Genomic DNA, 14279 nt, shown 5'->3' with positions numbered 1-14279 from the left:
TCTCCTTACTATGAATAGGAGCGAACCTCTGCAGAGGCTGCAGCCCGCTCCCTTTTGTCGTTTACATTTCTGCCGGCTTCGAGGTGGACTCCCGCAGAATCAATTCAGGCTGCATGACAATCCGCTGCTTGAGAGAGGACTTGTCTCCCAGGTTGCTGATCAGCAGCTCAAACACCAGCTTCACCATCTGCTCCATCGGCTGCGCAATGGTGGTAAGGGCGGGATTGGTGACGGTAGAGAGAATGGTATTATCGAAGCCGATAATGGAAAGCTCGCCCGGAACCGACACTCCGGCTTCCCGGGCGGCCTGAAGCGCGCCGATCGCGAGCAAATCGTTGCAGCAGAACAGCGCTGTCGGCCGCTCAGCCCGGCGAAGGAGCTCGCCCGCCGCCCGCTTGCCGTCCGCAATACTCGATTCGCAGGAGACAATACGATTCTCCTCTATGCCCTCACCCGCTTCAAAAAGCGCGAATTTGAATCCCTTCACCCGCTCCATGCTGCTGCTTACCTTGAAGTTCTCCGAAAGCACGGCGACCTGCCGGTGGCCGAGCTCCAGCAGATGCCCGGCCGCAAGCGCGCCGCCCTTGAAATCGTCCGTCAGCACGCTGTGCACCGACAAGCCGGAGACCTCCCGGGCGAACATGACAATCGGGACGGATTTCTCGGCAAGCTGCATCAGAATATCCGTATTCTCGACACCGGTTCCGATGATGATGCCGTCGATACTTTTCTGCTCCAGCACGCGGATATATTTCTCCACCCGCTCATCTTTATTGTCGGTGCTGCATGTAATGACGCTATAACCCGCGTGATGAGCCAAATCCTCTACGGAGCGTGCGATTTCGGAGAAAAAAGGATTGGATACATCCGGAATCAGGAGCCCCAGTGTGTAGGTTTTTTTGCCCATCAGGGCGGAAGCGATCACACTCGGCTGATACTGCAGGCGCTCCATCACTTTAAATATTTCTTCCCGCTTCTTCTTGCCTATTTTCCCCTTGCCGTTAATGGCATTGGAGACGGAGGCGATGGAAACGCCCGCCTCCTTGGCGACATCATAGATCGTGGTTGCTTTCATGGTCAAACCTCATTAACAATCGGATTGAAAGAACGGCTAACCGTCATATCTTGATTTATTATCCGTTGTTTCCCGGAGCAATGCAATATTCCCCTATTCCTCACGTTTCCCGGCAGGTCTCTTCATAATCCACTCATGCGCCGGATCATTATGAAACTTCCATACGCGCGAGGGTCCCGCCATCACGTTCAGGTAATAGACATCATAGCCCGCAGGCGCGCCAACCGGATGGTAACCCCTCGGCACAAGCACCGCCTGACCGTTCTGGACGGCAAGCGTCTCATCCAGCGAACGGTCGTCCGTATAGACGCGCTGCATCGCAAAACCCTGCTCGGGCTGGACGCGGAAATAATAGGTTTCCTCCAGCAAGGACTCGTCCGGCAGCGCATCCCGGTCATGCTTATGGGGCGGATAGCTGGACCAGTGTCCTTCCGGCGTGAATACCTCCACCACCAGCAAGCTGTCGGCCGGCTCCTGCTCCGGAAGGATATTATGGACCAGCCGCTCGATATTCCCCTGTCCGCGAACCTCTACACCAACGGCGTCGGGACCGATCAAACGGGCTCCATGGCTGCCGTGACCGGGAGCCGCGCATACCGCCAGCTCCAGCTCCGTCAAGGCTTCAAGCTCATAACGGTTGTCATTCGGCACGTACACCGAGTAAGGCGGTATCCGTTCGAACACGCTCATCCGCTGTCCGATATTCCGCCACTCCTGGTCTGCCGTCTTGACGTTTGCCTTCCCGCTGAGCAGGACCAGACAGACCTCCTTGTCCCCGGTTTCCCGGCTCAGGGTCTGGCCGGCCTCCAGCCGGTACACTTCAAATCCGACATAGGTCCAGCCTGCTGATTCAGGCGTAATCGACATCAGCATGCCGTCTTCCAGCGGCTTTTGCCCGGGACTTACTATCAGCTGTGACAATAGATTCACACTCCTTATTTAAGGTCCTCAATCTCCGAAAGCTTTACAACCCGCTGCTGCTGGTGGGACAGCTTGGCGGCCAGAGCGATGCGCTCCGCCTGTCTGCCGTCGTTTCCATTCACCGGTACGGGTTTTCCATTCAGCAGGCAGTCAATGAACTGCTCCGTCTCATCCATATAAGCCCCTTGATAACGCTCCAAAAAGAAATGCAGCGGCTTATCGCTTCTGAGGCCGTTCTCTGTCGTAAGGACAGCTGTGTTGGGATGATCGTTGGTGACGGATACGGCCCCTTTCGAGCCGAATACCTCGGCACGCTGATCGTAGCCGTATACCGCCCGGCGGCTGCTGTCAATGAGCCCCAATGCGCCGTTCTCAAACCGCAGGGTCACAATGGCGGTATCCACATCCCCGTACTTGGAGAAAACGGGATCGATCAGGACACTGCCCTGGGCAAAGACCTCCTCGACCTCGCTGCCGGAGAGAAAACGCGCCATATCAAAGTCATGAATCATCATATCCATAAAGATTCCGCCCGACACCTTGATGTATGCCTCCGGCGGCGGCTCGGGATCACGCGAGGTGATCTTGATCAGATGGGGGCTGCCGATCTCTCCGGCCTGTACATGCTCGCGAACCCGTTTGAAATTATGGTCAAATCTGCGGTTGAACCCGACTTGCAGCTGTACGCCTGCCTTGCGGACCTCTTCCAGCGCCTCTTCCGTCAGGCTGATGTCCATGCTGACAGGCTTCTCGCAGAAAATATGCTTGCCCTCCTGCGCCGCTCTCTTGATCAGCTCCACATGCGTGTCCGTGGACGAACAGATAAACACCGCGTCAATGTCCGGGTTGGACAGGATCTCTTTGCTGTCCTTCGTGACGATCCCGATCCCTCTGCTCCCGGCCCAATCCTGCAGCTCTTCACCGGCAAAAAGATCGCTGACCGCGACAATCTCGGCCTCCGGAATTCTCCTCAAATTGTCGGCATGGATCTTCCCGATCCTTCCTGCGCCGATCACACCTATTTTAATCTTCTTCATGCTCATCGTCCTCCGCTCCATCCGGGCTGCTATATATAGGTGTGACTGCCCCTGTTACCAGCGGGCGGTCACCATTTTTTTGCGGGTATAGAATTCAACGCCATCCGTTCCGTTGGCATGCAGATCGCCGTAGAACGAGTTCTTCCAGCCTGAGAACGGAAAGAACGCCATAGGGGCGGGAACGCCCAGATTAATGCCCAGCATCCCGGCCTCAATCGTCTCCCGGAATTGGCGCACGCTGCTGCCGTTCTGCGTAAACAGGCAGGCTCCGTTGCCAAGCTCCGAGCGATTGGCAAGCCCGATGGCTTCATCCAGCGTATCGGCCCTCATGACAGAGAGCACCGGCGCAAAGATTTCGTCCTTCCAGATCTTCATGCTTGTATTGACCTGATCGAATACGGTAGGCCCGACAAAATAGCCTTGGCCCGCTGCCGCAGCGTCCTTGCGTCCATCCCGGACCAGCACGCCGCCTTCGCTTTCGCCGGACTCGATGTAGTGGAGCGTCCGTTCCTTGTGCGGCCCACGGATCACCGGCCCCAGGAACGTTCCTTCGTTCAGGCCGTTGCCTATGGTCAGACTGTCTGCCGCATCGGTCAGCCTGCGGACTAGCTCGTCCCCGATCTCGCCTACCGCGATAACGACGGCGCAGGCCATGCAGCGTTCTCCCGCCGACCCGAAAGCGGCGTTTACGATTTCCTTCACGGCTAGGTCAAGATCGGCGTCAGGCAGCACGATGGAGTGATTCTTCGCTCCTGCCAATGCCTGCACCCGTTTGCCATGCCTGGAAGCGGTGGTGTATACATACTCGGCAACCGGCTGGGAGCCGACGAAGGAAACCGCCTTAATATGCGGGTGCTCCAGGATGCCGTTGACGACATCGCGGGCCCCGTGCACGATATTCAGAACGCCGCCCGGCAGTCCCGCTTCTTGAAACAGCTCTGCGAGCCGGTTCGCCAGCTGCGGCGTCCGCTCGGATGGCTTCAATACAAAGGTGTTGCCGCAGGCAATGGCCAGCGGGAACATCCAGCAGGGCACCATCATCGGGAAGTTGAACGGGGTAATGCCCCCTACAACGCCAACCGGGTAACGGTACATGCCCGACTCCAGATTGGTCGCGATGTCCGGCAGCTGCTTGCCCATCATAAGAGAAGGCGCGCCGGCCGCAAATTCGACGCATTCAATTCCCCTGAGCACTTCGCCGTAGGCTTCGCCATAGCTCTTGCCGTTCTCCAGCGTAACCAGCTTGGCGAGCTCTTCCCAGTTCTCCACCAGCAGCTGCTGGTATTTGAACAATATCCGCGCGCGGCGCGGTACGGGAGTTTTGCTCCATGCCGGGAAAGCTTGCTTCGCCGCTTGGACCGCCAGATCGACATCCGCCTGCGAGGACAGCGGCACCTTGACGAGCACTTCCTCCGTTGCGGGATTATAAACATCCTCGGTTTCCGTAGCAATTGCGGCGATCCATTCGCCGCCGATCCAGTTTTTCAGCGTCTGTGTCATATAGGTCTCCTCATTCTAAAAGACTGGCGATAGCTGGCTGCGCTGGCGAAAAAGTCTTCCGCTGTTCGCGGGGAGCTTAACTTTCGGTGATAATTATCCCCGGATTTTCAAAAAGCGGCCCATTCGTTTTCCGCCCGCTTCACCAGCCAAATCCCAGTCTCTTTTATGTTTTATTATGCAAAGGGCGGCTCAAGTCAGCCCGACAGGAATGACGGGCGCAGCCTCACCCCGCTGTAATTTCGCCGCGGTTGCAGCGTTCGATGTAGTCTTCCACTTGTTCCACGGTAGGCATCGCATCCGAGCAGCTGTGGCTTGAAATCACGATACAGGCCGCAGCGCTGCCGAATTCCATGCTCCGCTCGATCGTCCAGCCGGACAGGATGCCGTGCAGGAAGCCGGCCGCGTAGGAATCGCCTGCGCCGAAGGTCTTGACGACCTTCGCCGGATAAGATTTGGCCTTATGCTCCGCGCCATCGCGGGTATACGCAATGGAGCCTTCCTTGCCATGCTTGATAATGACGATGCCAGCCGCATAATTGAACCATTTGGAGGCCGTAAACTGATCGCTGCGCTCCGGATTTTGCTCGAATCGTTCCATCATATCGAACTCTTCCCGCGTACCGACAATGATGTCGCATTTTTCAGCAGCCAGATTGTAGTAAGTGGCGGTTTCCTCTGCGGAAATCCAGGTGTACGGACGGTAATCGATATCGAATACGACCGTGGTTCCATGCTTACGCGCATAATCCAGTGCCAGAAATACAGCCTCGCGTGAAGGGCTTGCCGCAAGCGCGGTACCGGAGATGAGCAGAACCTGGCTCGCCGCAATCAGCTCCTCGCTGACCTCTACGGGAGTCAGCTTCAGATCGGCAGCGTTATCCCGGTACATCAGAATGCTGCAGTCGGTGGGACTTTTGATTTCCGTAAAAGCAAGCCCCGTTACCGCTCCCGTGTTGTCCGTGACCACGTTTCGCGTGTCGATGCTGTTCTTCTCCAGATAACCGGTGATGAACCGTCCCATCGCATCGTCCGCTATCTTGCCGATGAACGCCGTTTTATGGCCGAGCCTGCTCATGCCGATAGTGATGTTGGCCGGAGAGCCGCCGACATATTTGGTAAAGGTCATCGTCTGCTCCATCGGGCGGTTGATCTCGTTGGCGTTCAAATCGATGCACAGCCGTCCGATCGCCGTGAAGTCAAAGCTTCTTCCCGAGGGAAATGTCACATAGGTCATGCTCTGTCACCTGCCCCGCTTGTCAAAATGGACTGCATATGGGACTGCAAATATGCGATCGCTTTCTCGGCATACTCTCGCGCAGGATGCGCAGCCGGGTCCTGCTCGCCTTCAAGCATTGCCCAGCCCCTGTAATTTCGGCTGACCAGCTCCTCCAGAATAGGGCGGAAATCAATGACGCCGTCTCCCGGCACCGTGAATACCCCATTGCGGATGCAGGTAATGAAATCCGACTGCTCCGCTCTGGCTTGCTCAAGCTTATTCAGGCGCACATCCTTCAGATGAATATAGGCGATCCGGTCGTAATGCTTGCGCAGCACGGTCAGAGGATCTGCCCCGCCATACAGCGCATGTCCCGTATCAAAAAGCAGAAACACGGCTTCCGGATCCGTCAGCTCCATCAGCTTGTCGATTTCCTCCGGACGTTCCACAACGGTGCCGCCATGATGATGGTAAGTAAGCTTCAAGCCGTATTCCCTGGCGATTTCGCCTGCCGCGTTCAATCCTTCCGCCAGGCTGCTCCAGCCAGCTTCATCCAGCCGCAGCACCTCGCGCTCATTGGGCGAGCGCCTGGGGTCAAAATGAAGGGAACCGCCGACTTCGCAGGTGCTGATCACCGTACTGCCCAGCTGCTGCAGGAACCGGGCATGCTCCCGGAAGGCATCCAGCTCGGCTTGGCGATAGCCGGGATCAGAGAACAGAACGGATTTCCACTGTGAAACCAGCTGAATATTCCGCTTGGACAGCTCTTCCTTGAGCAGCGCGGTATCCGTAGGATATTTGCGTCCCATCTCCGTGCCCGTCAGACCCAGCGACTGCATATCGTCCAGAATTTGCTCGTAGGTCGTGTCGTCCCCGTGCTCCTTGACGTCCTCGCCAACCCAATTGATGGGATGGGCGCCTAATTGAAAAGGAAATTGTATCATTATGCCCTCCTAATAATTCGTGTTCAAACATTCAGCTGTTTGAACAACCTTTAGTAAGCTTTCGCCGTCTGCAGCCGTTTTTGCATCTCCGCATGCGCTTCAAGCACCTTGCCGCTCTCCGACACGGCGGGCACGCCGACATTCCACCAGGACTCGTAGCCGTCCGTATTGGTCCCTGGAACGACCGGGATCTCAATCAGCGTCGTCCTCGTCTCCTGCTTCGCCTGAACAATCGCCTCGCGCAGCTCTTCCGCCGTATTGGCCTTATAGGACGCCGCCCCAAGGCTGCGGGCATGGGCAGCAAAATCAATCGGTATGAAATCGCCGGTATAACGGCCTGTTTGCGGCTCGCGGTAGCGGAATTCATTGCCGAACCCGTCGCTGCCATTGCCTCTTTGCAGGTTATGAATGCATTGATATCCATGATTGTCGAACAGCAGAATCGTGAGCTTTCTTCCTTCCTGGAGGCTTGTGACGAGCTCCGAGTGAAGCATCAGGTAGCTGCCGTCTCCGACAAGAGCGTACACATCCCGGTCCTTCTCGGCCAAAGCCGCGCCGAATGCGCCGCTGACCTCGTAGCCCATACAGGAAAATCCGTATTCCATGTGATAGCCGCCCGGTTTGCCGACTCTCCACAGACGCTGAAGATCGCCCGGCAGGCTTCCGGCCGCGCAAACCACAACAGCATCTTCGCCAATCGTTTCGTTAATGACGCCAAGTGCGCGGGTTTGCGCAAGGCCGCCTTCCCATTCCAGGGCGTACAGCCTGTCGACTTCGTTCTCCCATTCCGTTCTCAGTCTGGCGACCTCATCCCCATAGCTGCCGGAAAAGCTAATATCCGTCAGGCTGTCCTTCAGCATAGCCAGCGTTTCTTTCGCATCCCCGGTCAAGGACAGTCCGCCCAGCTTCGCGGAATCCATTCCGTTGATGTTAATATTGAGAAACTCCGCTTCCGGATGGAGAAAGGCCGATTTGGAAGCTGTCGTAAAATCCGAATACCGGGTTCCTACGCCAATGATCAAGTCTGCCTCCTTGGCCAGCTTGTTCGCAGCAAGCGCTCCAGTTACCCCAATGCCTCCGACATTCAGAGGATGCTTCCAGGATATGGAGCCTTTCCCCGCCTGTGTTTCCGCTACCGGAATACCCAGTGCCTCCGCGAATGCCTTCAGTTCATCCGATGCGGCGGAATAACGGACGCCGCCTCCGGCGATGATGATCGGACGCTTCTTGGACTTGATTAATTCGAGCGCTCTTTGAACGGCATCGCGGGCCGGCAGGCGTCTTTCAACATAATGAACGCGCTTACTAAAGAATGCTTCGGGATAATCATAGGCTTCGGCCTGGACATCCTGAGGAAGCGCGAGCGTAACCGTGCCGGTGTCCGCCGGGTCCGTCAATACCCGCATTGCGTTAATCGCAGCGTTCATCAACTGCTCGGGGCGAACGATACGGTCCCAATATTTGCTGACCGGCTTGAAGCAGTCGGTCGCCGCTACCGTGTAGTCGCTGCTGACTTCAAGCTGCTGCAGAACCGGATCGGGCTGCCTCGATGCAAAATTGTCGCCCGGCAGCAGCAGCAGCGGGATGCGGTTGACGGAAGCCGTACCGGCCGTCGTTACCATATTCAAGGCTCCCGGTCCTATGGAAGAGGTACAGGCGAAAATCTGCCTGCGGTTCATCTGCTTCGCATAGGCGGTAGCCGCATTGGCCATACCCTGCTCGTTCTTGCCCTGCACATATTGCAAACTGCCGGGACTGCGCTCCAGCGCCTCGCCGATTCCCGTCACATTGCCGTGACCGAAAATCCCCATAACCCCGGCAATAAATTTCGTTTCCTCGCCATCGATCGAGATATACTGATTATCCAGAAACCGTAAAAGAGCCTGTGCCATCGTTAACCGGATTGTACTCATTTTATCCTCCTCAGCAATTGGATTAAGCGCTTTTTCTATTTAATGATATTAATAACTAATACCATACAATAATAATTAGGTGAAGCGCTTAACTTATTATAGGTCTGAAAGAGCAGCGAATCAACCTATTTCTTTGATCCGCATGTGGCCGGACAGCCGTCATGCAACGCCGCACCGCTGGCTGGGCGCTGTGCGCGGTGCGTTTTTTGCCGGAGGCACGGGCCCCTCTATATCGGTCTTCTGGGCGGTAACCAGTGCCAAACCGTTGAAAATGTCCATCATTTACTAATCATTTAATCCCTTTCCATTGAGAATTTTCTGCATATATTTTTCGTTGGATCGGTTGAAGTGTGCGAAGAGCATGTTTACGTCCGGGGGATCAGACCTGGGGGCGCACGCGGTGAAGATGAAGAACCCAGAAGATCGGCCCCGGCACCGGATGTGTCCTGCTTGGATTTATGCAAAGTGACATTAAGATCGCCTTTGTTTGCCTCTATTGACGCAGAAAAAGGGGCTGCTCCCTTAGGTCCGTTTTACGACCTTTTTGGAACAGCCCTGATCCTTTTTTTCAGTTGTGGGGAAGCATGCACATCGTGGCCGGTTCATATGCGCCGGGTTTACTTTGGCAGCGCCTGTTCGCCGTTAACGAGAGCGTCGACTACAACCCCCAGCGCTTTGCTTCGGGCAAGCGGAAAGTCGGTGCGGAAAAACCAGTCGGGAACGCGGTACACATGATTGTTTTGCACAGCCTTCATATTTTTCCACAATGAGCTCTGCTGCAAATCATTGTACAGCGCTTCGCCCTGCTTGTCGCCGCCCTGCACAATGGCGCCTACATCCAGCAAAATATAGTCCGGATTGATCTCAGGCAGCGTCTCCAAGGAAATCGTTTGGTTAACCCCTTCGATGGCCGACACCTGCGGAGGCGCCTTCAACCCGAGATCATGATACAGAAGCGTTCCGGTCAGCTGCCGCTCTCCGTACAGCCTGTATTCCTTTTTGAGCACGCGAATGAACATGACAGTCTCGTCCGGTCCAATCCGTTCGCTCATCTGCTTCTTCGCCTCTTCCACCTTCGCCGAATATTGCGCGATCCATTCGTCGGCCTGACTCTCCCGGTTCAGCATTTGTCCCAGTTCCCGCAGCGCGGTCTGCCAGTCTTTCGGCGTTACCGATACAATGATGGTCGGAGCGATTTGGGTCAGACTGTCATAATCGATCTTCTGCACATCCGTCCCTATAATCAGATCCGGCTGGGCAGCCAAAACCGCTTCCAGGTTCGGCGTATCTCCCAGATTTATTGCCTCTTTCAGTGGATTGCCGTCCATATAAGAAATATCTGTCGTACCGGCATAGCTTCCCGTCGCAACGGGCTTGATTCCCAGGGCAAGCAGCGAGTCGGCCACCCGGTAGTCCAATGCGGCAATCCGTTTGGGTTCGGCCGGAATCGTCGCTTCCCCTTTTAGATGCTTGACCGTCCTTGTTGCAGGCGTTGTATTGTCGGTGGTTCCCTTGCCCGAATCTCCGGCTGGAGCGGCGGCTTGATTTTCCGAAGCACCGCACCCGCCGAGCAGACCGATGATCATTACTCCTGCAAGGAGCAGTGCCGGAAATTTGCGTTTAAATATGTTCAAGTTATAAACCCCTCCGAATCAAATATATGATAACGATTCTCATTATCAAATATTCAGGCACCTCATGTCAACCTTTTTCTGCATTTAAATCTGGAGAAGCGGCAACGATCGCCTTTGTACCCCGAATTCCAGCTTTGTGCGATTCCCAAATTCAGAAATTGAGGGTACAAGATCAATCGGAAGATCATTGCCGTCTTCTGGAGCGTCATTGATCGGCTCATGGTTTTAATAGATGGAGATTTTGCTTTTTGGTGCTAGCCGATAACCGGCAAGCTTTGCTCCGGCGGCACCGCCAGCGTATCCCGATTCATATCCTGAATCCGGATATGTTTATGGTCCGCTCCAGCGCCAGCGAACGAATTATCGGCAATTGTCACGTCACTGCAGGCCCTCAAGCGAATTATATCCGGGATAGCCGATGATTCTCCTGTTACGGAAACTTCATTATGCGTGAAGCTTAATTGGCGTGTGCTCTTGGCACCCAGAACCGCTGCGTCAGCCGTCAGAAAATAATTTCCTTCTACACGGATATTGGCATGGACAGGCTTATCCGCATGAACTTCCGTGTTCTCGGGTGCGATATAAATAACGGGATTGCTGCTGCTCCCGCACTCGATAAAACGGTTGCCGCGAATCGCAATATCCTTCACCCTGCCGGATTCATACCAGCTCTCTGCATCATCGGCAACCAGCACGCCGCTCATGGTCATGCGTTCAAAGTGATTATTTTCAATTACAACCCTCCGGCGCGTAGTCACAAGTACGCCCCGGGTGGGAACCCGTGCAAAATAATTATTCGTAATTTCAACCTCAGGCGTCCAGGTTATATTTTCCACAACATCGCCAGGCCTTATCCCCTCCGGAGCAGGCTCGCTTAAGGTAAGCAGGATCTCCCGGGGATTGACGGCCTTAACAGCCTTTACCACATTCCAGGCATAAGCGGCAAGGGAGCTGCTTCTGACGAATTCAATTTCATCGCCGGGGAAGAAAGCGTCAAAGCCGTAGCTTTGCGGATGCATGAACCGGAGATGCAATTGGTCAGGCGCAGGCGCACCGACAATCTGCAAATGCGTGCCATGCACATTAATCGGATCGTCATGCCCTCCGATGAACCGGCTGCTGCTGATGCTCACGCTGCCCCGGCAGCCTGACAAGTGAATGAAATCGGCGAAGGCCGCGACCGTTCGGCCGGTCTCCGGACGGGGAGCCAGATTCAGCCGGTCAAAGCGCAGATTCTCGCTGTACTGGCATACGATGCCAAGCCCATGCATAAAGTGCATACCGACATTTTCCCAGATTATGTCGCGGCTCATCAAAATAAAAGCCCCAACCTGATCGCGCAAGCCGTCGCGAACCTGCAGAACCCGACCCACAACCTGATTCGGGGCAGCCTCCATATGCAGCCGCAGCCGGTAAGGCTCAAGCTCTTCAACACGGACGGCCTTCTCCATCAGATTATCGATCCTCCAGGTTTTGTCGGTAACCGGATCATATTCCTGCATAGGACCTTCCCGGAAGCGCCAGCCGTCGCCAAGAAAATACAGCCTGCCCGCTTCAAGCTCATAACGGAAATCGGGATGGATCCTGACATCGAAATAATCGCTCCCGCTTTCCTCGATGGTCATCTCCGCGACGGTCGGCCTTTCGTACTCTGTGTGGACACCGCTGATTGTGACATTCTTGCAGGAATCGATCACAATCATCGTTTGTTTGCCGTGGAAAACGAACAGGGAGCCGTTCCCTTCCCATACAACATCCTTCATGCCTTTGAACAGGATCCCGACCGTCTTGGTCACATCCGGATTCTCTTCCTCACTGGCCGTATTGGAAATGTAATAAGGCGTTCTGGTCGCGTGCTCCGGGTGAAAATCATACCGCCCTGTCTGGCATTCCAGCACGACTGGCCCTTCAATTCGGGAAGCAGCCTCAATCGCACGCTGCATCGGAACCATGGCATCCGCCCCGGAATCCGGCAGCACGCCATAGTCGGTAAGCCGGATGACTGCGGGAGCGGGATGTGTTCCCTTTTCTTCAGTTGGCATTCTTTGAACCATCCTTTGTTTGATTGTATACGTTCTGTGAACGGGCCAAGTACCGGAGCTGCAGTCAGGTTTCTCCTTCTTCCAGAGCCCGCGCACCAGACCACCCCGCATGCAAGGAGGTTTTGACTTACTATAGCCCTTTTGTAATCTCCAAGAGCGCAGTTCCCTTTCAAAATACCACCCTGTCACCATTTGCGAAGCTGGAAATCCGCCATTAATTTGAGATTGAGCTCCAGGACAATAAGAAGGATTCCGCATATGATAGGCGGAATCCTCCCTTAACGAAAATTATTTATTGATTTTCGCCATTTCGGCGTTTACTTCTGTAATCGCCTGCTGCAGCCCTTTGCTGTCGTAGCCCTTCAGGGTTTCCTGCCACATTTTGACCGGATCGTCCTTGCCGAGAATCACTCTTGTGAAATCATCGTCGAAGTTGATGCCAGAGAGCTTATCCTTCGCCGGCGTGGACATCGTATAAATTTCAAAAGCGGTTGGAATCGCCTTGGCGTTCGTCATCTGCCAGTTCAATTCGTCCTGGACAAATTGCACCGATTCATCGCCGAATGCCGCTCTGTTCGCCTCGCTGTCCTCCAGAGTGCTTGCATTTCTCCAGGCAGCCAGCTGCGAGATAATATCCAGGGACGGATACTCCTCCTTCAGATCAACATATTGGCCTTTATCGTCTTTTGGACGGGTAATCGTATATTTGTCGCCATCCTTCGTGTAATCCTTGCCTTCGATGCCGTAGTTGTACAAATCCTGGGCTTCAGGCGAAAGCAGCCAGTCATAGATGCGCAGGATGCGGTCAAGCTTCTTGTCATCGACATCGGCGTTAATCATCGTTTCAGACCACCATGTGTTTGTCGTATGACGGTAGATATTGCCGTCCGCCGCAGGCCACAGATGAAGCAGCTTGACGTGGTCGTCGAATTTTTCACCCGGATTGTTTTTTTCCCACTCTGCCTTAACGCCGGTTGCGCCTTTGATGGAATCCACGTTAAACGACAAAGCGCCCGCCTTGTTCTGGTAGAACTTCTGGTTTGCTTCTCCCGCCTTCTCAACCGCAAAATCCTGATCGAGACCGCCGTCCGTATACAATTTGCGGGCCTGTACCATAACCTGCTCAATCTGCTTGGAGGCATAGAACGGAATCCATTTGCCGTCTTCCTTCACCCAGCTTGAATTGTCGAACTGCGGGAATGTAGGGATAAATACATATTTAAAATAGCCGAGCGTATTCATAACGACACCGGTTGTATCGTTCTTGCCGTTGCCGTCCGGATCCTGATCCGCAAACGCTTTCATCATGGCTGCAAATTCGTCGAAATTTGTTGGATCCTTAATGCCCAGCTTATCCATCCAGTCTTTGCGGACGAACAGCGCGCGGTCAACCGCCCACAAATCGGTGTTAGGATAAGTCATGCGCGGAATCGCATAGAGCTTGCCGTCTTTGTAGATTCCCTTCACGTCTTCCGCCTTGGCAACCTTCTCCACATTCGGGTAAGCGCTAAGGTCGTCCGGCAGCGCATGAATCAGCTCCTGATTCACCCAGTCATTGTACGTAGCGGGATTATCGTTGGTGATGCTGTGTGTAATGATATCCGGAAGCTGTCCGGCTGCCGCCCACACCTGGGATTTCTCCTTATAGTTATCCCATCCGATATCCATTGGCTTCAGAGTAACGTTGAAATCCTTTTCAATCTTTTGCAGCACCTCGTCATTCTTCCCGAAGCCTACGCCGATCCCCCACCAGGACAGGGAAATATCCATATGCTCCGCAAACGGATTATCTCCGGCAGCCCCCGTATCCGTCTGGTTTGCGGCATTTGACGAATCCGACGCATCTGCCGCCGGCTGATTATTCCCCGTGTCATTGCTGCCGCAGCCGGCAATGATCGTAACCATCAGGGCGGCGATTAAACACAACAGGACCTGCAGTTTTGCTTTCTTCATGTTCTACGTATCCCCTTAATCTTATTTTTTTATAATAAAAGCCT

Annotated in this window: 10 protein-coding genes; all 10 read right to left on the bottom strand. The window is 54.6% G+C overall.

Annotated features, from left to right (window positions below):
- Positions 1–61: 61 nt before the first annotated feature.
- A complete protein-coding gene (locus AC0YOB_RS16640) occupies positions 62–1075 on the bottom strand; it encodes a LacI family DNA-binding transcriptional regulator (RefSeq protein WP_475793732.1) in 1014 nt (337 codons plus the stop codon).
- Between the two features lie 93 nt (positions 1076–1168).
- The gene (gene iolB / locus AC0YOB_RS16635) at positions 1169–1996 is read right to left on the bottom strand and encodes a 5-deoxy-glucuronate isomerase (RefSeq protein WP_475793731.1); all 828 of its coding nucleotides are present in this window, start codon (positions 1994–1996) and stop codon (positions 1169–1171) included.
- Positions 1997–2010: 14 nt separating this feature from the next.
- Positions 2011–3033 carry an inositol 2-dehydrogenase gene (gene iolG / locus AC0YOB_RS16630; RefSeq protein ID WP_475793730.1) on the bottom strand — a complete coding sequence of 341 codons (1023 nt, stop codon included), beginning with the start codon at positions 3031–3033 and terminating at the stop codon, positions 2011–2013.
- A 54-nt stretch (positions 3034–3087) separates the two neighbouring features.
- Positions 3088–4533, bottom strand: coding sequence for a CoA-acylating methylmalonate-semialdehyde dehydrogenase (locus AC0YOB_RS16625; RefSeq protein WP_475787552.1), 1446 nt, complete (start codon positions 4531–4533; stop codon positions 3088–3090).
- 223 nt (positions 4534–4756) lie between these two features.
- A complete protein-coding gene (gene iolC / locus AC0YOB_RS16620; protein WP_475793729.1) occupies positions 4757–5767 on the bottom strand; it encodes a 5-dehydro-2-deoxygluconokinase in 1011 nt (336 codons plus the stop codon).
- Positions 5764–6693: a myo-inosose-2 dehydratase gene (gene iolE, locus AC0YOB_RS16615; RefSeq protein WP_475793728.1), complete on the bottom strand. Its 930-nt coding sequence runs from the start codon at positions 6691–6693 to the stop codon at positions 5764–5766. The genes iolC and iolE overlap by 4 nt, the downstream gene beginning before the upstream one ends.
- Before the next feature lie 50 nt (positions 6694–6743).
- Positions 6744–8606: a 3D-(3,5/4)-trihydroxycyclohexane-1,2-dione acylhydrolase (decyclizing) gene (iolD, locus tag AC0YOB_RS16610; protein ID WP_475793727.1), complete on the bottom strand. Its 1863-nt coding sequence runs from the start codon at positions 8604–8606 to the stop codon at positions 6744–6746.
- 617 nt (positions 8607–9223) lie between these two features.
- Entirely contained in the window at positions 9224–10240 is a 1017-nt protein-coding gene (locus tag AC0YOB_RS16605; protein WP_475793726.1) for an iron-hydroxamate ABC transporter substrate-binding protein, read from the bottom strand.
- 254 nt (positions 10241–10494) lie between these two features.
- Entirely contained in the window at positions 10495–12282 is a 1788-nt protein-coding gene (locus tag AC0YOB_RS16600; RefSeq protein WP_475793725.1) for a right-handed parallel beta-helix repeat-containing protein, read from the bottom strand.
- Between the two features lie 288 nt (positions 12283–12570).
- Entirely contained in the window at positions 12571–14235 is a 1665-nt protein-coding gene (locus AC0YOB_RS16595) for a type 2 periplasmic-binding domain-containing protein (RefSeq protein WP_475793724.1), read from the bottom strand.
- Between the last annotated feature and the right edge of the window lie 44 nt (positions 14236–14279).

This window comes from Paenibacillus sp. JT31N17, from assembly GCF_056269255.1.
Note: the sequence above shows the minus strand (reverse complement) of the source record. Positions and strands in the feature narration are given on the sequence as shown.